This is a genomic window from Metamycoplasma arthritidis, assembly GCF_900660715.1.
Lineage (GTDB): Bacteria > Bacillota_I > Bacilli_A > Mycoplasmatales > Metamycoplasmataceae > Metamycoplasma > Metamycoplasma arthritidis.
This window is the reverse complement of the sequence record NZ_LR215047.1, coordinates 420,013-443,007: the sequence shown is the minus strand read 5'-3', so window position 1 is coordinate 443,007 and position 22,995 is coordinate 420,013. Positions and strand designations below refer to the sequence as shown.

At 29.8% G+C, this 22,995-nt stretch carries 5 protein-coding genes; 1 reads left to right on the top strand and 4 read right to left on the bottom strand.

Annotated features, from left to right (window positions below):
• Positions 1–213: 213 nt before the first annotated feature.
• The 4 genes from EXC42_RS01830 to EXC42_RS01810 form a co-directional block, all read right to left on the bottom strand.
• The gene (locus EXC42_RS01830) at positions 214–9,195 is read right to left on the bottom strand and encodes an MspA/MspB/MIB-like signal-anchor domain-contatining protein (protein WP_012498276.1); all 8,982 of its coding nucleotides are present in this window, start codon (positions 9,193–9,195) and stop codon (positions 214–216) included.
• Between the two features lie 989 nt (positions 9,196–10,184).
• Positions 10,185–19,163 carry an MspA/MspB/MIB-like signal-anchor domain-contatining protein gene (locus tag EXC42_RS01820; RefSeq protein ID WP_012498275.1) on the bottom strand — a complete coding sequence of 2,993 codons (8,979 nt, stop codon included), beginning with the start codon at positions 19,161–19,163 and terminating at the stop codon, positions 10,185–10,187.
• 572 nt (positions 19,164–19,735) lie between these two features.
• Positions 19,736–20,761, bottom strand: coding sequence for a hypothetical protein (locus EXC42_RS06090; RefSeq protein ID WP_012498274.1), 1,026 nt, complete (start codon positions 20,759–20,761; stop codon positions 19,736–19,738).
• Positions 20,762–20,918: 157 nt separating this feature from the next.
• Complete coding sequence (locus EXC42_RS01810) at positions 20,919–21,644, bottom strand: hypothetical protein (RefSeq protein ID WP_012498273.1); 726 nt, start codon at positions 21,642–21,644, stop codon at positions 20,919–20,921.
• A gap of 461 nt (positions 21,645–22,105) precedes the next feature.
• On the opposite strand from EXC42_RS01810, the gene EXC42_RS06085 reads away from it, so the two are divergent.
• On the top strand, positions 22,106–22,975 hold the full coding sequence (locus tag EXC42_RS06085; protein WP_012498272.1) for a hypothetical protein: 870 nt from the start codon (positions 22,106–22,108) through the stop codon (positions 22,973–22,975).
• The last annotated feature ends 20 nt before the right edge of the window (positions 22,976–22,995 follow it).

Sequence of the window (22,995 nt, the reverse complement as noted above, 5' to 3'; positions counted from 1 at the left end):
CCCTTTCATCTATTAGTTACATATAAAAAATAAGTTTTAGGAATTTTTGTGTATTTTAAATAAATCCATGGAAATGATTTTTGTAAAAATAATTAATTTCATTTTCAAATGTTTTTAAATAAAACTTAGTAAATAAAAAAAGCAAAATAAAAGTTGGCTTAGTTTATAGTGATTGCAGCCAACTTGTGTGATATTTTTAAGACATATTAGAGATTACAGATATGGCCGTATAAGATTAAATTGTTGTTCCATTATTGCATAAAATTCGCGAATTTTCCCGGGCGTAATACCAGAACGCGCACTCACAATAGACCTTAATTTAGCGTCTAGATCTAAATACTGTTGTTTAATATTCGTTGGTAGATTTTCTCCTCAGGCAAATTTAGAATATCTACCACGGTAAAGCATAATTGCATATGCTGCATAGACTTGAGTGTATTTCCCAAACGTTTTTTCCGGACTCAAGAGCAAGTTGCCTTTGTTAAATTCATCACTATTTAAGAAGAACGCTTCTGCTGAAACAAATTTATAAATATTAGAAAGTTCATTGAGTCAAAAATCTCTAATGTTTTTTGATCCAACGTTAGCTAATGCTCCTGTCTTTCATTTTGGAATTTCTTGGGTTCAAAAGGCTACTTCATCTGGGAATTCATTTAAATTCATTCCTCAACTCATTGTTTTATTGTAAAACTCAATAGCTATAGAACGATACTGAACGATAAGATTTCATCGATTATTAATCTTTGTAAATTCTTGTTCGGCCGATTTTAAAGTTGCTCGATTTTGCTCAATATCATAATCAGATCAATTCGTTTGATTAATTTTTAGCAGTTCGTGATTTTTATTTGGATTAGGAATATTAGCTGCCCTTCACTCATTTTGCATTTGAGAAATGGCTTTAACTTGATTCTGTCAATTAGTAAATCAAGATTTTATATCGTTAAACCCTTGCAAACTTGAAGCAAAAGTAGGATCATCTAATTTAAAATGTTTTTGGGCAAATGTAGTTGCTAAATTTTGTCATAGATTTTCTAGCTTAGTCATATAAGTATTAATTTCACTATTAAAGTCGTCAATAAAAGTAAGTGAATTGCTTGAGCTGCCGATTTTGCTTACTCAGTTTGTTTCAAATTCGTTTTTATAATTGTTGACTTGAGCTGTTAAGTTATTGATTGATTGATTGATTAACTCTTGAGCTAGTTTGCTAGATTTTTGTTTAGCAGCGTCTAATTTTTCTTGCGCTTCTTTAACTGAATCAGAATTTTTAATATTTGCTTTTAGAACGTCAACTTCACTTTGAGCAAAACCTTTATTTAAAAGTGAATCAGCTTCCGAAGCAGCGTTAGCAATATCAGTTTTTATGCTATTAATTGTTTGATTAATAGCAGTGACATAATCATAGTTTTTATAACTTTCAAAGTAATCCTTTAACCTTCCATATGATTTGTTGATTGCAGGCTTTGAACCTGGGAACATCGGATTTTCTGGGCCGGGATCATATAAATGTGCTAAAAAATCTTGTAAAAATTTTTCTACACGTTTTAAAAGCGAAGTTATGTTATTTTTAAGCTCTTCTAGTTCTTTTATTGATTTTATATAGCTAATGTTAAAAGGATCCATTTTTAATCTTCAGCCAGACATTAAACTCATTAATTGATCTCTTAAATCAGCTCAAATTCCAGATGTTTCACTAACAAGATCATTAGTTCTTTTCGTTAGTTTTTGCAACTGTATGAGTTGTTGTTTGTGATCGGCGAGATTTTGTGTAATTTGAATTAATTCATTCTGTAGTTCTCGGGTTTTGTTATATATTTGTTTTATTGCTTCATATTTAGTAATTTCTGGCGTAGAAGGAATCTTTTTAGCTTCAATTAATTTTGCTTCATATTCCTTCAATTTTTTTTCAAATTCTTTTACTGAATCAATATTTTTTTGAATTTGTTCATCTTTTCGTTTGGTTGCAGAGGTTATTGTTGCTTTAGCTTCTTTAATTTCTTTTTTTAGATTATTACGAGCCTCTTTAGTTAATTCTTGATAATCATTATCCAAGGTATTTATTTTATTTTCTAATGATTCAGCTTGGTCTATTAACTTTTGAAGATTTTCGAGTTCGGTTGTTAGCGTATCTACTTTGATTGAATCAATTTTTTCAATTGATTGTCTTTTTTTAGCTAAGGAATTAGTAATGTCAAGAACTTGTTGATTTATTTCTTTAAGTTTTTTATTAGCAGTATCTATAACTCTTTCAAGAATAATTCTAATTCCATCTAGTCTTGTTTCAAAAAGGCCATTAGGTTGCTCAAATTTAGAAATTTCACCAACTAAGTCATTAATTTCTTTTAGAAGTCCTTTATTATTATCACCAATTTCTTCAATTATTTCTTTTAGGCGTTTTACTGTAACGTTGTTGCTTTGTACATCGCTAGCCAATAAATTTTTCTTAGTTTCAAAGGCTTTAATTTTTTCTTCAAATTCAACTTTTTTGCGTTTAATACTATCTTCAGCTTTTTTAATTGCATCAGTTGCTTTATTTATTGCTAATTTTAGTTCATCGTAGATTTCTTTTAGATGTTTATTATCTTTTAGTCTATCAACTTGTTTACCAATTTCACTTTTACTTGGGTCTAAGAAAAAATTTGCCTCACCGATTTTTAGTCTGATATTGTGGATGTTTCTTTCACTATCTACTCATTTTTTATTCTCAACATCTAAATCGTCAAGCGTTCATTCGAGTTCTTGTTTTCTTTCCCTTAGTAGCAAAGCTAGTTCTTTAGCTTTGTCGTCTTGCGATTGTTTTAGATCTTTTTTAGCTTGATCGATTTCACTTAATTTGTCTTTGATGTTTTGAATTTTTCTATCGATTTTTGCCTTATTTTCACTGTCGTCCTTTAAATCGTTTTTGCTTAGATTTTCTAAAATGTTTTTTTGATCTTCTAATTTAGATTTGACACCATTAAGATCGCTTTCTTTATTAGCGTCGTCATTAGATTTTCCAAGTGCTTCATTAGCTTTATTAAGTGCCTCATCAGCCCTTGCAATAGCATCGTTAGCTTTTTTCTTATTAGCGTCTTTTGTTTGCTTAATTTCTTTTTGTTTATCTTGGTATTTTTTAGTTAGACTGGCAATTAAATCTTGAATAGTCTTAATTTCTTGGTTGGCTTCTAATTTCTTAGCATCTTCTTGAATTTTGTTGGCTTCATTTTTTTGCTTTTGAAGATCGGATGTAGCTTTATCAATTGCATCTTTTAAGGCCTTGTTGGCTTCTTCTTTATCATTTAGATCGATTTTAGCATCAAAGTTTTTATTAGCGTTGTCTAGGTCATTTTTGATTTTGTCTAGATCTTTTTTAATTTGCTCTAGTTTTTTGCTTTCGCCTTCTCTTAAAATTTTAAGTTTATTTTGCGCATCGGCAATTTTAGTATTTAGATCTTGAAATTCAACTTCAACTTTTTTCTTATTAGCACTGTCTTTTGCTAGAGAATTAATGGCATTTTCAAGAGCTTTTTTAGCTTCGGTAGCTTTTGTAATGGCATCATCTAGATTTTTAATTTTATCAGGGTGATTGTTAGCCAGTTTATTTGCATCGGCAAGTGCTTTTTTAGCTTCTGAAGATTTTTGAATTAAATTTTCAACTAAAGCGTCATTTTGAGCTTGTTTTCTTGTAAGGGCAGCTTTTTTAGCTGCAAGTGTTGCTGTTGCATTATTAAGGGCTGATGCTAAATTGTCAAATTCAGATTGTGTATCTGTTTTAATTTGACTGTTTTGATTTCTTTTAGCTTCAGCATCATTTTTTATAGCAGTAGCAGCGGCAATTTGATCTTGCAGTTTTTTAGTTTCTTCTATTAAACTATCAACATTATCATCGCTTACATTTTTAGTAGTTGTATTTTGGCCGTTCAATGCTTCAGCTACGTTTTTAAGATCTTCTTTTAATTTTTGAATTTTGGCAGTCAGTGAAATTAGTTTTTCTTGGATTTTTTCTAGTAGATTATTTAATTCGGCTTCAAGAGCTTTAGCATTTGTTAATAAGGTGCCAGAAGGTTCAAATTGGTTAATTTCTTTAATTAAGTCTTTAACCTTATTTAGTAGTTTACTATCAGTGCCAATGCCAATTTTATCTTTTAAGGCGTTTAGTTTATCTTTGGTATCGGCATCATCAAGCTCAGTTTTGGCTTGATCAGTCTGAGATTTAAGATTTTCGTAGTTAGATTCTAGGTTGGTTTTAGCTTGTGCAATTTTATCGCTTGCTGCTTTAGCTTTAGCTTTAACAGTTTCAATTGCCTTTACAAGCGCATCATAAGCTGGTTTTAACTTAGAATTATTTTTTAGTTTATTAGCTTCACCGTTGGCTTTTAAAAAACCTTCTTCAATTTCTTTAACTTTTTGCTCAATTTGAGAAATTTTGCCTCTAGTTTGGCTTCATTGCTCGGTTTCTGGCTTTAATTCATTGGCTAATTTTTCAAGAGCATCTTGCAGTTTTTTAGCCTCAATTGCTAGCTCTGTGGCTCTTTGATCTTGGGACTGTTTTAAGGCTTTTTGCGCATTGTCAATTTCTTGTAATTTTTTATCTATTTCGGTTGTTTTACTATCAATTTTAGCCCTGTTTTCACTGTCATCTTTTAAATCGTTTTTGCTTAGATTTTCTAAAATGTTTTTTTGCTTTTCTAGTTCAGATTTAGCATCATTAAGATCAGTTTCTTTAGTAGAATCGTTTTTATCTTTTTCAATAGCGTCTTTGGCTTTTTTAAGAGCTTCATCAGCTTTTTGAATTGCTTGAGTTGTTTTTTCGCCGTTTTGAGTTCTTTTGGCACTAATTTCTGCGGCCTTATCTTGTTGTTTTTGGGTTAAAGTTTTAATTAAATCTTCAATTTCTTTTATTTTAGTATTCGCTTCAGCTTTCTTGTCAGCTTCTTGTAATGTATTGACTTTATTTTTTTGTACTTGAAGATCTTTTTTGGCTTTATTGATTGCGGCTTTTAAGGCCTCATTAGCTTCTTCTTTATCCTTTAGATCGGTTTTGGAATCGAAGTTTTTATTAGCATTGTCTAAGTCGTTTTTGATGTTTTCTAGATCTTTTTTAATTTGCTCTAGTTTTTTGCTTTCGCCTTCTTTTAGAACTTCAAGTTTACTTTGCGCATTGGCGATTTCGCTTTCCAATTTTTGAAGTTCACCTTCAACTCTTTGTTTATTAGCAGCATCTTTTTCAAGTTTTTCTTTAGTTTTTTGAAGAGCTTCTTTAGCAGCATTGGCATCGTTCAGTGCATCACTTAAACTACTTATTTTGGTAGTGTCTGTATCTTCTAATTTATTAGCGGCGTTAATTTTTGCTATTGCAGCAGCGGATTTTTGAATAGCATCCTCTGTTAAGGCATTGTTTATATTGGTTTGCTCTTGAAGTTCAACTTTTTTGTTTGCAAGTGTTTTATTTGCTTTTTCTAATGCTTTTACTAGCTTATCAAATTCAGCTTTAGTTTCACTTTGAATTTTACTATCTTTTACTCTTTCTTTTTCTGCAGCAGTTTTTGCCTTATTAGCCACTTCAATTTGCTCTGCTAGTTTTTTAATTTGTGCTGTTAGACTATCAATGTCAGTTTTATTTACATTTTTAGTTACTGTGTCTTGAGCGCCTAAAGCGTTAGTTGCAGCTTTAAGATTTTTGTTTAATTTAGCGATTTTATCAGCCAACGAAGTTAGTTTTTTAGCAATATCTTCTAATAATGTCATAAGATCGGTTTCAAGTTTTTTAGTATCTTGTTTAAGTTTATCTAAATCATCAAATTTAGCAATACCTTCAAGCAATTTTTTAACTTGACCGAGTAATTTATTTTCGGTTTCAATGCCAATTTTATCTTTTAATTTATTTAATTTTTCATCAGTGTCGGCATCATCAAACTCAGCTTTAGCTTGCTCAGTTTGAGTTTTAAGATTTTCATAATTGGCTTTTAAGGTGTCTTTTGCTTCAATGATTTTATCACTAGCTCCTTTAGCTTTGGTTTTAGCGGAATCTTTGGCAATTTCAAGATCTTCATATGCTTGTTTTAGATGCGGATTATCTTTTAATTTTGAAGCTTCGCTATCAGCTTCTAGAAAACCTTCCTTAAGTTCTTTAATTTTGTCTTCAACATTTTTAATTTTCTTTTCATAATCGCTTGAAGCGTCATATGGGTTAAGTTTATTAACTAAATCCTCTAATTCACCTTTTAATCTTTTAGCTTCATTAGCTAATGCTTTAGCACGTTCGTCTTCGGATTGTTGTTGTTTTTCTTTGGCGTTATTTAGTTTTTGTTGTTTTTGGACAATTTCTTCTAATTTTTCATCAATTTTTCTTTGATTTTCGCTATCGCCGACTAGTGAGCCTTTTTTCTTTTCTAGGCCGGTTTTAGCTTTGTTTAAAGCGTCTTCTACTTTTTTAACCTCGTCTTTGTTACTTGGATTTTTAATAGCCTCATCAGCTTCTTTAAGAGTTTTGTCAGTTTCTTTTAAAAGGGCGTCAGTCTCTTCTGTATTTTGTTTTTTATCACTTTGCAATTGTTTTTGTTTTTGAGCTAAATCCTTTTTAGCATCATCAAGAGCTCCGTTAAGATTTTTGATTTTTTGATCCAATTTATCTTTGTCGGCTTTTTGTTCTAATTTTTTAGCAGCTTCTTCAAGATTTTTTATATTTTCTCTAATATTTTCAATTACTTTATCTAGCTTACCATATTTGTCTTTTCTATCATCAATAGTATTGGCATTGTTAGCTTCATTTTGAGCATCTTTTAAAGTTTTTTCTTGAGCTTTAATTTGATTTTCTAATTCTTCAAAAAGCTTTTGACTTCTTAGTTCACTTAGTTTAGTGTTAGCATCGAGTAATGCATCTCTAATATCTTTTGTCAAATTATAAGCATCCTGTTTGTGAATTGATTCAACAGCATCAGCTAAACTTTCGATATTTTTTGCCTCATTTTCTAGAGACTCTAATTTTTTGATGGCTTCCTTTAATTCATCTAATTTTTTAGCATCGTATTGATCTTTAGCATTTTTTGTAAGAGTTTTTAATGTTTCTCTGGCATCATAAATTTGTTTTTTAATGGCATTATTTGATGCGGAAATTTTAGTTTCAATTGCTTGTTTAGTTTGATTTGCTTTAGTAATAGCATCATCAAGAGCTTCAAGTTCGGCTTTTAGTTGGCCTTCTTTTTTAGTGCCTTTAATCTCTTCTTTAACATCATTTGCTTCCTTTAACTGTTCTTTTAATTCATCTAAAGTTTTAGCAAGTTCTGTTTGTTTAGGGTTAGTTTCCCTTAATTGACTTGTGCCTCTAGAATCTAAAATTTCAAGATTTTTGGTGATTTTTTCTAGTTTGTCACGTAAAGAATCTATTATTCTCTTTTCTTGCTCTTGACGTTCTTTTTCTTCTTTAAGTTTTTCTAATTTTGCATTTGCCTCAATCTCTAATTTAGCAATATTTTCTAGCAATTTTTTAGCTTTACTTTCAGCTTCAGGATAGCTAGCATTTTTAGCAGCAGTTTCAGTTGCTTTAGTTTCAGTTTTTAACTCACCTAGCTCTTTAATTGTATTTTGAAGAGCGGGTATATCATTAATTGTTGAAGCGGCTTCAATTGTTTTTTCAATAGCATCAAACTTGTCTTGTCTTTGTTTAAGCTCAGCGTCAATTTTAGCTTTTTCTTGTTTCTTAGATTCTAATCTTTTTTTAGCATCTTCAAGAGTTTTGGTGGCTGTTTCAAGAGATTTTTCTAGAACGCCGTAAATTGGTTTTAATAGTTCTTTTGCTTTTAGCGTTTCATATTTATCTAAGGATGTTGAAGCGCTTGAAATTGCAGCTTCTAGTTTAGAAATTGCCAAAGGAAGCGTATTTTCATCATTGGCTTTTTTAACGTCTTCTGTAGCAGAAACAAGAGCACTATATGCTTTTTCAAGTTCAGCTTTGGCTAGCTCTTGTTCCTTTTTTTGATTAAATAATTCATTTAATTTATCAAGAGCATTTTGGACCTTCTTTTTAGCATCTAAAGCTTTGTCTTCGTGTTCTAAAAGAGTAGCGTCTGCCGCTTTTTTAGCAAGGTCAGTAGCATCTTGAATATCTTTTTCAAGTGTATCTTTTAGTTTGCTAAAATCACTATCTTTACTTTGCGAAGTTAGGCCATTGACATCTTCTGCATCTTTTTTAATTTTCTCAACTAAAGCATCAATTTTGTCTTTTATTTCTTGATTAGTTTTTTCAATTTCTTGTTTTTTAGTCTCACCAGCTTTTAAAATGCCTTCAGCGTCTTTAATAGCATTTTCTAATTTACTAGATAGATCACTTAAAGCATTAGCATCTGTTTGCTCTTTTAATTTTTTAGCAGCTTCAATGTCTTTTTTAAGTGATTCAAGAGCATTAGGAAGATCGTTAATATTATTGGCATCTTCAACAGCTTTTTTAGATTTTGTAAGATTGCTAATTTTTTCATCAGTTAGTTTTTTTAACTCTTCTGGATCTTTAGCAAGACGATCTTGTAATCTGTTTATAGCATCTTTAATTTTCAAATTAGCGTCACTTAGTTTTTTAGCATCTTCAATTAAACGATAGTTATTTAATTCTTTTTGCAGCGCCTCGCTAGCATTTTGTAGATCTTTTAATTTGTTAATTAAAGCTTGCATTGCTAGAGGTGATGTAGTTGTCGGTTCTTTTGCAACTAATTTTTCAATTTCTTCTAGTAGTTTTTTAGCATCTTCTTTAAGTTTGGCTTCTCTATCTTGAAGCGTTTTTAGTTTATCTTTAGCTTCTTTTAAGGTTTCTTTAGACAGATCAATAGTTGTAGCAAGCTCTTCTGCTAAAGCTTTAAGCTCTGGCAGTTTTTTAATTTCGCCTAAATAAGCTTCTGCTAGCGGAATTAAACGTTCAAAATCGCTAATAACTTGACTTAAATCGCGCACGTTATTAGCTTTTTTGTCATTTCTAATGGTAATTTTAAGTGCTTCAAGAATCTTTCAAGCTTCTGATTTTAGATTTTGCTTGTGACTGTCACGAATAGCTTCGATTTTTTTCTCAAGTTCATTAATGTCTTGAATTTCAGGCAGTTTATTATTCTCTTTACCTTTTTTAGAATCCTTACTATGCGAATATAGCACACCAGAAATAGTTCCGGCTGCTAAAAGTGCCGCTGTTGCTGAAAGAGCAATAATGGCAATTTTTTTCTTTTTTGCATGACTCATGATTAATAATTTTTTATTTCTCCTATTTTTCTTAACTAAAAATTAATTAATTTTGAACTTTAAAATCTCTTAAAAAACCTTTGTAGCAAAAAAACTTTTTAAGAAATAACGCAAGTCATTTTACAAAAAAAAAAAAACGCTCAAAGTGGTGGCGTTTCATATCTAAGATGCACGTTTATTAGAAGTTTTTAGGATTTTTAGAGCAATAACAAAACCTAAGATTTTGCAAAATTAAAATTTACACACTTTATCTTTATTTAAAAATAAAGCGCTTCAAGATCTCAATAAAAAATAAATTTTATGAAAATGATCTATAAACTATGAAAAAAATCATAGTTGACTATGGAATTAAACTTAAAGATGAGTCAATAAATATATTTGTTATTGCGAACCTTATGTGTTCTACTGAAGGAGAACAAATAAGAATGTTAGTGAATTAATTAAGAGATTTTGAAGAAAATACAATAAGTTTTAATGCCTTGGGGTGATGATGGAGTTATTGAAGTTTAGAGTAAAATAAACAACCCACAAAAAGAAACGTTTAATTCAAAATCTAATTTGAAAGTGTATCAAAAATATATTTAATTAAAATAGACTCCGTTTTTTAAAGTGGTAGTGGTTTTGATAAAGAAAAGCAAGCTAAAAAGCGCTTGTTCTTCTAGTTCACTGCTATTATTACACATTAATAAAACTCCGCCCGAAATTTAAACAATGAGAAGCAACCGAATTTGAAGGTGTCCACCACATCTTTAGAATATTAAAATTAGATGAAGTTGGCAAAAAGATTGCAACCTACGAAGAAGCTGAAGAGTAATTAAATTTATTAATAATTTTTTTCACAATTAAGTGGAAGATTTTTTTATTTAACTAAAAACTAAAAACACCAAAACGCTAATAATTTTTGGATAATGATTTTCTTAGATTCTAAAATAGAAAAACCTCACTGTTAGCGAGGTTTTATGTTGAAAAATTTTATCTATTGAAGTTTATTAAGTGTATGCGTGTATTTTAGCAAGATTGATATATTTTTGAACTCTCTTTACAAACTCTTCTATATGCTCAACTGAAACAAAACTAGATTGTCCATAATTTTGTGCATCTCAACTTAAATTGATAAATTCATTATGCTTATGTGGTGTTCTAAGATATCAGTTCATGGGAAAAGTTCCATATTCCCCATGAACAACTGTGGCGGTAAAAATGCCATTCATCATTGAAGAATTTTGATCAGGAAACAGACGGAGCTCTCCTTGTAAAAGGGATTCCTTACTTACTAGATCTGTGCGGTTAGATAAATAATTGAAAATAGTTGACAATTCATTTAACCAAAATTCTTTTATATCTTTAGCTCCAATGCTAGAAAATGATCCGGCATTTCAGTTTGGTACTTCTTCATTAAAAAATTTAATAGCTCTTGAATCTTTTTCTGGTTTTATTCCTCAATCAGATCTAAAACTAGCAATTTTCATGATCCAAGAACGTAATCGAACAATATCGTTTCAGACTTTACTAATTTTTATAAATTCTTGTTCAGCGGCTTTTAGAGTCTTGCGCTTTTCATTAATATTGTATTCTTTTCAGTTAGCTTTGTTAATTTGTTCTATTTCATGATTTTTATTAGGGGTAGGTATTTGAGCTCCCCTTCATTCGGTTTGCATTTGTGCAATTGCTTTAACTTGATTTTGATAGTTGATAAATCAAGCTTTAATATCCTCGAAACCTTTTAACGTTTCCTTAAAGGTTTGATCTTCTAAACTAAAATGTTTTTGGCTAAATGAGGTCGCTAAATCTTGGCGCAGTTTATCTATTTTAGTTACAAAACTATTAACTTCGCTATAAAAGTTATCAATGAAAGTGTTTGTATTACTTTGGCTGCCAATTTTGCTTACTCACTCGGCTTGGAATTTAGTTTTTAATTTATTAGCTTCATCTGTGGCGTCATTAATACTTTTAATTAACGAATCAGCAATGGCTTTAGATTTATCTTGGGCTTTTTTTAGTTTGCTTTGTGCTTCATCGACTGAATCGGAGGTCTGAATGTTTGCTTTTAAATCATTAATTTCGCTTTGATCAAAGCCTTTATTTAAAAGCGAATCAGCTTGCGAGGCAACGGTGTCAATATTTGATTTTATACGATTGATTGTTTCGTCGATGGTTTGATTATAATCTCAAGAACCGAATCGACTAAAGGCATTGCTTAATTGATCATATGAATCTCTCATTATACCAATATTTCCTAGCATTGAATCCTCGAACTTTAAAAAGAAAAAGTCTGATAAAAATTTCGCTACACGCTTTTGAATGGTCGTTATATTTTGCTTAAGTTCTTTTAGCTTTGCTATTGATTTAATTTTCTCAATATTTGCTGGTTGAAGTTGCTCTGCTCATTCCATCATTAATGTATTTAAGCGTGACTGAAAATCTAAAAAAAGATTAACTGCCTCATCATAATTGGCTTTATTTGCCCCAACCAAGGACTCTAGTTTATCTTTTAGTTCTTGATGATCGCTAAAATCATTGTTTATTAGCGAAGAATGTTCAAAACTCAAACTATTATATTTATTTTTGGCTAATTCTAATGCCCGATATTTATCAATCTCAGGCTTTTGCGAAAGAGCCTTAGCCTCATCTAGTTGTTTTTTAGCATCTTTATATTTTTCTTCAAGCGCTTTTAATGTGGCGATATTTTTTTGGATTTGCTTGTCTTTTTCCTTGGTTTTCTCTTCCATTAGCTTTTTCGCTTTAGCAATTTCTTTAACTAAATTGTCCCGAACTTCTTTAGTTAGATTTTGATGATCCTCATCCAAAGTGCTTATTTTAGTTTCTAAAACTTTAGCTTCATCTATTAATTTTTGAAGCTCGCCAAGCTCTTTTTCTAAAGTATCGACCTTAGTTGATTCGATGGCTTGAATTTTTTGAGTTTTGCTTGATAGAGAATTAGTAACATCAATAATTTCTTGTTTGATGGTGGCGAATTTTCTATTAATAGTTTCTATAACTCTTTCAAGAATTATTTTAATGGCATCTAGTTGTGATTTTAATGGGCCATTTTCTTGCTCAAATTTAGTAACTTCAGCAGTTAAGGTTGCTATTTCTTTTAAAAGACCGTCATTATTATTGCCAATTTCTTTAATTATTTCTTTTAGACGTTTTATTGAAACGTCTCCACTTTGTGCTTCTGTGGATAGTGAATTTTTCTTGTCTTCAAATTCTTTAACTTTCTTCTCAAATTCAGCTTTTTTATGTTCAATTTTAGCTTCTGCCTCTGCTATTTTGCTATTTGCATCCTCTTTAGCTTTTTCAAGATCTTCATATGCTTGTTTTAGATTGGCGTTATTTTTTAGTCTCGAAGCTTCGCTATCCACTTTTAGAAATTCGTTAATTTCATTGTTAATTTTATTTTTAATATTTTCAATCTTGGTTTTACTATTTGCTCATTTTTCTTTTCCGACATTTAATGATTTAACTAAAGTATCAAGCTCAGTTTTTAATCTTTTGGCTTGCTCTGCTAAGTTTTTAGCTTTTTCATCTTGCGATTGCTTTAGTGTTTTTTGAGCGTTATCAGTTTCTTCTAGTTTCTTTTCAAGCTCTTTTAGTTTTTCTTTAATTTTAGCTTTATTTTGACTGTCATCTTTTAGCTCGTTTTTGCTTAGATTTTCTAAAATGTTTTTTTGATCTTCTAATTTAGATTTGGCATCATTAAGATCGCTTTCTTTATTAGCGTTGTCATTAGATTTTCCAAGTGCCTCATTAGCTTTATTAAGTGCCTCATCAGCCTTTGCAATAGCATCGTTAGCTTTTTTCTTATTAGCGTCTTTTGTTTGCTTAATTTCTTTTTGTTTATCTTGGTGTTTTTTAGTTAGACTGGCAATTAAATCTTGAATAGTCTTAATTTCTTGGTTAGCTTCTGATTTCTTAGCATCTTCTTGAAGATTGTTGGCTTCATTTTTTTGCTTTTGAAGATCGGATGTAGCTTTATCGATCGCATCTTTTAAGGCCTTGTTGGCTTCTTCTTTATCTTTTAGATCGGTTTTGGAATCGAAGTTTTTATTAGCATTGTCTAAGTCGTTTTTGATGTTTTCTAGATCTTTTTTAATTTGCTCTAGTTTTTTGCTTTCGCCTTCTTTTAAAGTGTCAAGTTTACTTTGCGCATCGGCAATTTTGCTATCTAGTTTTTGAAGTTCAGCTTCAACTTTTTTCTTATTAGTGCTGTCTTCTGCTAGTGAATTAATAGCATTTACAAGATTTTTTTTAGTATCTTGGGCTTTTACTAAGGCTTCTTCTAAACTTTTAATTTTATCAGGATGATTGTTAGCCAGTTTATTTGCATCGGCAAGTGCTTTTTTAGCTTCTGAAGATTTTTGAATTAAATTTTCAACTAAAGCGTCATTTTGAGCCTGTTTTTTTGTAAGGGCAGCTTTTTTAGCCGCAAGTGTTGCTGTTGCATTATTAAGAGCCGATACTAAACTGTCAAATTCAGATTGTGTATCTGTTTTAATTTGACTGTTTTGATTTCTTTTAGCTTCAGCATCATTTTTTACAGCAGTAGCAGCGGCAATTTGATCTTGCAGTTTTTTAGTTTCTTTTATTAAACTATCAACATTATCATCGCTTACATTTTTAGTAGTTGTATTTGAGTCGTTTAGTGCCTTAGCTGCATTTTTAAGAGCTTCTTTTAGTTTTTGAATTTTGGCAGTCAGTGAAATTAGTTTTTCTTCGATTTTTCCTAGAAGATTAGTTAAATCAGCTTCAAGAGCTTTAGCATTTGTTAATAAAGTGCCAGAAGGTTCAAATTGGTTAATTTCTTTAATTAAGTCTTTAACCTTATTTAGTAGTTTACTATCAGTGCCAATGCCAATTTTATCTTTTAAGATGTTTAGTTTATCTTTGGTATCGGCATCATCAAGCTCAGTTTTGGCTTGATCAGTTTGAGATTTAAGATTTTCGTAGTTGGTTTCTAGGTTGGTTTTAACTTGTGTAATTTTATCGCTTGCTACTTTTGCTTTAGCCTTAACAGTTTCAATTGTCTTTACAAGCGCATCATAAGCTGGTTTTAACTTAGAATTATTCTTTAGTCTATTAGCTTCACCGTTAATTTTTAAAAAACCTTCTTCAATTTCTTTAACTTTTTGCTCAATTTGTGAAATTTTGCCTTTAGTTTGGCTTCATTGCTCGGCCTCTGGCTTTAATTCATTTGCTAATTTTTCAAGATCCTCTTGCAGTTTTTTAGCTTCGATCGCTAGCTCTGTAGCTCTTTGATCTTGTGATTGTTGTAAGGCTTTTTTAGCTCTTTCAACATTTTCTAGTGCATCTTTTAGCTCATCTAGTTTTTTAGTGATTTTTACTTTATTTTCACTATCGTTTTTTAGTTCATTATTAACTAAACCGTTTAAAGTATCTTGTTGTTTAGCTAACTCTTTTTTAGCATCGTCAAGAGCTTTTTCTTTATCTGGATCAGTGTTTTGCTTTTTAATTGCATCTTTAGCAGCGTTAATAGCAGCGTCTGCGGATGTAAGGGCATTACCAGTTTTGGTTTTGTTTGCGGCCTTGTCCTTGTCAATTGCTTCTTTAGTGTCAATATATTTTTTTTCAAGGTCTTGAATTAATTTCTCAATTGTTTTAGCGGCTGCTTCAGCTTCAGCTTTTTTAGCTTGTTCTTGAAGTTTTGCAATTTCATCTCTTTGCGTTTGAATCTCGGCTTTTGCTTTATCTATTGCTGATTTTAATGCTTCATTAGTAGCCTCTCTGTCTTTTAGGTCAGTTGCATTTTCAAGATTATCATCAGCATCATCGAGTGCTTCTTTAATCGCGTCTAGAGCTTTTTTGATTCTTTCAAGTAGTTTGGTCTCACCTTCTTTTAGAGCATCTAATTTATCTTGAGCATCTTTAATTTTAGTTTTTAAATTTTCAAGTGCATCTTCGACTAGTTTTTTATTAACGGTGTCTTTTGCTAGCGAACTAATAGTGCCTTCAAGTTTAGTTTTAGCATTATTTGCATCTTCAAGAGCTTTAGTTAATTTAGCGATTTTAGTATTATTGCTATCTTCAAGTTTATTAGCCTCGTCAATTGCTTTAGTAGCATCGTATGCTTCTTTTAAGGCTTCATCTTTTATTTGAGCGTTTTTAGTTTGTTGTTCTTTTAAGGCGTCTTTTTTAGCTTTAAGGGTTTTGTTTACCTCGCTAATGGTGGCTTTTAGTTTGTTAAATTCAGTTTCTGTGCCATTGGCGATTTTTTGGTCTTTTGATCTAATGTTAGTTACCGCATTTTTTACTGCGGTGGCATCAGTAATTGCTTTTTCAAGCTTGTTAATTGTTGTTCTTAGGCCATCTACATCAGTTTTATCAGTAACTTTTTTACTTTCAGTGTCTTGATCGCTCAAAGCTTTGTTAGCTGCTATTAAATCGTTGTTTAACTTATTAATAGCATCTTGAATTGAGGCTAGTTTGTCTTTTATTTCGACTAAAACATCAGCCAAAGTAGTTTCTAGGGCTTTTGTATTCTTGTGTAGTTGATTTTCTGAGTCATAGAATTTAGCAATTCTTTCAAGTAATTTTTTCACTTGATCAAATAGCTTACCTTCAACATTTTCGCCGATTGCTTCGACTAAGACCTGTAGTTTGGCCTCAGTGTCAGCATCTTTAAGATCTTCTTTAGTTTTATCAACTAGCGGTTTAAGATTATCATAATCACTTTGAAGTTGCTCTTTTGCTTCTCTTATTTTATCTTTTGCTGCTTTTGCTTTATCAGCAGCGTCTTTAACTTCATTAGCCAAAGCACCGTAATTTGGTTTTAGATGAGAATTTTCTTTTAATTTATCAGCGTCGCCGTTTGTTTTTAGGAAATTATCTTGAATTTCTTTAATTTTATCTTCAACGGCTCTGATTTTTTCTTCATATTCTTTAGAGGCCTCAAAAGGATTTAGACTTTTAACTAAGCTGTTAAGTTCTTTTTGGAGATCTTCAGCATCCTTAGCGAGTTTTTTTGCCAGTTCATCTTCTGATTGCTCTTGTTTTTGCTTAGCATCAGCTAATTTATCTTGTTTATCTTTAATATCAACAAGCTTGTCATCAATTGACTTTTTAGTTTCAGAATCACCATTAATTTCAGGTTTGGCTTTTTGATCTTCAAGGTCTTTTTTGGCTTTTTCTAAAGCGTTTTGTGCTTCTTTGACTTTGTCTTTGTTGCTTGGATTTTTAATCGCGTCTTCGGCTTTTTTAATAGCCTCATCAGCTTCATCTAGTAGTGGTTTAGTTTGATCGACATTATTTTGCTTTTCTTGTTCAAGAGCTTTATTTTTTTCTTCTAGATCGCTTTTAGCATCTTCAAGATTTTTATTTAATTCATTAAGTTTGTTTTCAATATCATCTTTATTATTTTGCTCTTGTAGCTTTTTAGCTTCTTCTTTTAGTTTTTCTAGTTCTTTTTCAACATTTTCGATGCTTTTGCCAAGTTTTTCATATTGATCTTTTTTATCATCAATTGTATTAGCGGTGTCAGCGTCTTGTTTTGCTTTATCAAGTAGGTCTTGTTTCTCTTTTATATCTTTAGCGATTTTTTCTGCTAAGGCTTTATCACCTAGTTCTTTTTCGAGGTCTTGTTGTTTTTTCTTAGTGTCTAATAAAGCGTCTCTTACATTCTTTGAAAGATCAGCAGCATCTTGCTCATGTTTTGATTGAATTGTTTTAGCTAAACTTTCAATTTTGTTAGCTTCTTCTTGGAGTGCTTCAATATCTTTGATTGTTTCTTTTAAAGCATCAAGATTTTTAGCCTTAAATTCATTTTCAACTTTTTTGTTAAGGTTTTTTAAGTTTTCTTTAGCCGCGTCAATTTGATCTTTGATTACCTTATTTGATTCTGTTATTTTAGTTTCAATATTTTGCTTTGTTTGAGTAGCATTATTGGCTGCATCTTCAAGAGCTTTTAGTTCATTTTTAAGTTGTGATTCTTTTTTAGCATCTTGAACTTTTTTAGTAGCGTCCTCTGCTTCTTTTAATCATTCTTTTAGTTTTGTAAGGGTATTTGCCAAATCAGTTTGTTTAGGATCTGTTTGCGATAGTTGATCTTTACCTTGCGAATCTAATGTATTAAGATTCTTGGCAATTTTTTCAAGTTCTTTGCGCAATGAATCAATGAGTTTTTTTTCTAGTTCTTGGCGTTCTTTTTCTTGTTTAGTTTTTTCTAATTTTGCCTTTGTTGTAAGTTCTAAGTCAGAAATTTTATTAAGCAATTCACTAGCCCTTTTTTCGCCTTCTAGATATTTAGCGTTTTGAGCAGATTGTTTAATTGCCCTAACTTCTTCTTTTAGCTCTTCTAATGATTTTTGAGCATTTTGAATTGCAGCAATATCGTTGACTGATGAAGAGCTGTCAATGGTGTTTTTAATAGTGTTAAATTCAGCTTCTTTTTTAGTAAGATCAGCGTCAATTTTGCTTTTTTCTTGAATCTTGGTTTCAAGTTTTTTCTTAGCATCTTCAAGAGTTTTTGGAGCTTCTTTTTCTAAGATTTCTTTTAATGCATCATAGATTGGTTTTACAAGTTCTTTATCTTTTAATGCATCGTGTTTTGCAATGGTTGTAGTTGACGTAGAAATAGCACTCTCTAATTTACTAATTGCTAAAGGAAGAGTGTTTTCATCGTCGGCTTTTTTAGCATTCTCTATTGCTTTTGCTAATTTACTATATTCTTTTTCTAATTCGGCTTTGGCTAGCTCTTGAGCTTTTTTCTGCGCAAATAAATCATTTAATTTATCTAATGCTTCTTGTGCTTTTTTCTTAGCATCCAGGACTTTTGTTTCGTAGTCTAATAAAGTTGCATCGTCGGCTTTTTTGGCAAGGCTAGTAGCATCTTGAATGTCTTTTTCAAGTGCTTGTTTTAGCGTTTCAAAAGCACTGTCTTCACTTTGCGACGTTAGTTTATCAACTTCTTTAGCATCGTTTTCAATCTTTTGGACTAAGGTATCAATGCTTTTGACTAGCTCTTCGTTTGCTTTTTTTATTTTATCTAATTTTTCGCTACCTTGTTTTAAAGTTTCTTTAGCATCTTTAATTGCATTCTCTAGTTTTTTAGAAAGATCAGCTAAAGAATTAGCGTCGGTTTGCTCTTTTAGTTTTTTAGCAGCATCAAGATCTTTTTTAAGTGATTCTAGAGCGTTAGGAAGCGTGTTAATATCCTTAGCATCTTGGACATCTTTTTTAGATTTATTAAGACTATTAATTTTTTCATCAGTCAGTTTTTTTAATTCATCTGGGTCTTTAGCCAGTTTTTCTTGTAGTTTGTTAATGGTATCTTTAATTTGTAGATTAGCATCGCTTAGTTTTTTAGTCTCTTCAATTAAACGGTAATTATTTAACTCTTTTTGCAAAGCTTCACTAGCATTTTGTAGATCTTTTAATCTATTAATTAAGGCTTGTATTTTTAAAGGAGCGCTGGTGCTAGGCTCTTCAGCGATTGCTTTTTCAATTTCTTCTAGAATTTTTTTGGTATCGTCTTTAAATTTTGCTTCTTTTTCTTGCAATTCCTTTAGTTTGGTTTTAGCTTCCTCTAAAGTTGCTTTGGCAAGGTTAATAGTGGTTTCTAATTCATCGGTTAAAGCTTTTAGCTCAGGTAGCTTTTTAAGTTCAACTAAATAAGCATCCCCTAGAGGAATTAGCCGCTCAAAATCACTAATAACTTGACTTAAATCGCACACATTATTAGCTTTTTTTTCATTTCTAATGGTGATCTTAAGCGCTTCAAGAATTTTTCACGCTTCAGTTTTAAGATTTTGCTTGTGACTATCACGAATAGCTTCAATCTTTTTTTCAAGCTCACTAATATCCTGAATTTCAGGCTTTTTATCGTTGTTTTTGGATCTCTTAGTAGCGCTTTGATGAGTATAAAGCACTCCTGAAATAGTTCCGGCCGCTAACAACGCTGCGGCACCAGCAAGCACAATAATAGCAATTTTCTTTTTCTTAGCATGACTCATGATTAATAATTTTTATTTCTCCTATTTTTAATAACTTAAAAATTAATTAATGTTTGAATACTGAAAACTTCTTAAAAAGCGATGTAGCGAAAAGTGCTTTTTAAGTAAAGTAATGCGAGTCATTTTACAAAAAAAAAAAAAAACGCCCAAAGTGGTAGCGTTTCATCCATTAGCGACATATAAAAACTAGTTTTTTGGGATTTTTACGTATTTGAATAAATTTATAAAAATGATTAATTTTATTTTTCAAACGATCAAAATAAAGGTTAATAATTGTAATGTCCTGTATTTTCTATTATCCATTTTTCAATAAAAAAGAAAAATAAATTCAAAGATTTACAATTACATATTTAATATCAAAAATGAAGCAGAACTAAATCACAGTTATTTTAAAACCTGTTATTTTTTGGCGTCCTCCATTAATTAAACAAATTATTTTTGTATTTAATTAGATTTTTGAGTAATTTTTTTAATGTTTATTGCTAGGGAATTTTAAAATGAAATTAACAAATCAGCATTTATATTTTAAATAATTTATATAAGGAAGATTTTTGAAATGCCTTCTTTTTTAATTATATTATTGCCCAATTTACTAATAAAAAAATGCCGAATATTTGGCATTTAGAATAGAACTTTTTTGTTTTAAATATGTATTTATTATTTTGGATCTGCAGAATTTTCAAGTTCTTTTTCAATTTTTTTATCAATTCTTCTAATTCTGAAATTAATTTTTTAAACTTTTCTTCGAATTTCTTATGAATTGTTTCACTTTTTTCTGTTAATAAACTTTTGGCGTCTTGAAGTAATTCTTTAGCATCTGGCAAAATAAAATTTAAGTATGTTTTATTTTTTGACTCTAATATTTCAATGTAGGATTCTTTCTTTCCTTCAGCATAATCCAAAAATGAATAATATTTGATTAAGTCTTCAAAATTGTTTTTTTGTGTTTCCAATTTTTCAATTCATTTTTGATATTTTGTTTTTAATTCTTCATTTATATTTTTATTTTCTCAGCCTTTAGTTATTTCTTTTAGTTTTCCAATTAATTTTAAAAGCCCTTTTAGATCTTCACGAAGAGTTTCATAATTCGAATCAGAAATGCTTTTATTTTTTTCTAGTTTACTTATAAGATTATTTGCCTCCCTTTCGTTTTCATCAATGTATTGATTTTTCTCTTCGTCATCTTTGTCTTTGTTTGAATCTTGTTGTTCTTGTTGGTTTTCTTTATCGTTTTGAGTTTTAGGATCTTCTTGCTGTTGATCTTTTTGTTGTTGGTCTTTCTTATTATCTTGATTTTGATCCTTATCTTGCTTTTTTGGATTTTGTTTTTCAATTTCTGTATTTTCAGGGGCCTGTGGTTTTTGATCTTCTTTGCTATTTGGATTTTGCGGGGTATTTTGTTGCTTATTATTTGGATTAAGGTTTTGATTTTCTTTTTTATCAGGGTTTTGTGGAATGTCTTGTTTTGGTGTATCTTGCTTTTTATCTGGAGCTTCTGGATTTTTTGTTTTGTCACAAGAAACAGCAATTATTGAAGTTGCGAACAAAGTAGTAGCGAAACTTACCAATAGCTTTGGTATCTTTTTTGATTTCTTCATTTTATATAAAAATTCCTTATTTTAAACTTGCATATTTTTTGATTAGTGTTTTTTCAAGTGGCTCTTATTATTGACTAAATTAATACATTTTTTTTAAGAAAAAAATGATTCTAAAGTTAAAAAAACATAAAAATTAACTTAAATCAAATGCTTTTAACTAATTATTTTTCTTAAGAAAAGTATCTTCTTCATCGTCATCTTTATTAATAATTGATTGAACTCATTTAATTTGAAAATCTAGTTTTAACAATAAAGAAAAAAATTCATCTTCTAATGATTCATCGTAATATTTTGAAGTAAATTCTTTGTAAGCATCATTTACTTTGTTATATTCTTCAACAATTTGAAATAAAAGGCTTTTAATTGATTCTTCTTTTTCACTTTTATTGGAATTTTTTCTGTATTCTTCTATTCTTTTTGAAAATTCATTGGCTTTTTCTTGAGTAGTTTTTAGAAAAGCTCTATTTTTTTCTTTTTCTTCTTCGGTTATTGATTTTCTATTAATTTTTGGCTTTGTATCTTCTTTATTATTATCTAGATCCTCATTTTTATCAAGATCTTCATTAGGGATAGGAACTTGTGGATTTTCAGGAGATTTTTCATGGTTTTTATCATTTAGATCAGGAGCTGGAGGATTCTGAGGATTTTGATCTTGTGGAACTGTATTTTCCTCGTTATTAGAATTATTGTCAGGTCTAGTTTGTTTTGATTGACTATCTTGCTTTGGTGTTTCGGGTTTTGATTCACTTTTTTCTTGAAATTTAGGTTTAAGATTGCTTTTTTCAGTTTTTTGGCAAGAAGCTGCAACTACTGAAGTAGCGAATAAAGTAGTGCCTAAAGTACTGGCCATTATTAAATTTAGTGTTTTCTTTGATTTTCTCATTATATATAACTTTCCTTAACGATTTCTAATTAAAATAAACATATTTGATTAAATTACTTCTAATAAAAGTAACCAAGAAATTTTATAAAAAATTATCATAAATTCAAAAAAATAATAGATTATTTATTTCAAAAGTATTAATTATTTAAATGGATTAATAGTTGATTAGATTACATGAGAAAAAACAAAAATTCTTGTTTTTATTAGTTATTTCCCAAATTATTATTGTTTTGTTCTAAAACTGAAGAATTTAGTTTCTCCAAATTTAAAACTCACGAAAATAAAATACTTGAATTAAGTAACGATAGCAATTGGAATAATTAAAAAATAAGAAAGATTAATGCAATGGAAAAAGAGCTTTTAGATAATGCACTTAAAAATTTAACTAGTAAAAGTTTTGACGCCAAAGAAGAAAAAACATTATTCTTAATCATCCAAAGATTTTAGAACTGATCTCTTTTTTGGACTTAAACAATAAACAAATTATTGCAGGAATGAATTATTTGCAAAAATACTACAATTATTTAATTAAAAATAATAAAGAACCAGATTGAAAATTATATGTAAATCCAAGTGGAAATATTGACAGTTATAATTTGGGTCTAAACGGCTCTAATTTCTTTAAAGTGAAGGATTATTGATACATTTTTGAAAAATTTAAAGAAAAAAGTTCTTCTTCAGCGAATAATTTCAAAACCGGTTTGTTCAGAGTTAAATTTAATTCAAATAAATATGAATTAGTCATGGATGAAAATGCAACTCATATTAGCGATGATCCAATGGCAAAAATTTTGAATAAAGATTTTTTAAAAACTAAAACGTCAATCTCGGCCTTTACTTACAAAAATATCCATTTTCTTTATAGTTTTGATAGTAGTAGTAAAAAACATAACTTTTTTGCGATTGTAAATAGTAGCGACGGCCTAAAAAGTGTTGATATTTCTAATTGTTTAAAAAATTCAATCAATAGTAGCGATTATCTTAGAAAAATGTATGTAATGGATGGAAAGATTAATATCACCGACTCAGATAGTAAAAAACATACTATTGATCTTCAAAATGTTGAAAGTTTAAAAGATTATTTAAATCCTACAAAAACTCTTCGTTCACTATGAATAGAAACACTTCTAAAAAGATTAGAAGTTGGAACATATATGTATAAAGAAAATCCTGGTGGTACTAAATATAAAGATTTAGCCTTAAGAAAAGAATTTAACAGAATTAAGAGTGAAATTGAAAACTTTATAAAAGAAAATAATAATTCTAATACCCAAAAAATTGAAGAATATTACAATAAATTAGATGAAATTGTGAAAAAAATATCTTCATAAAATTCAAAATTAAAAAAGCG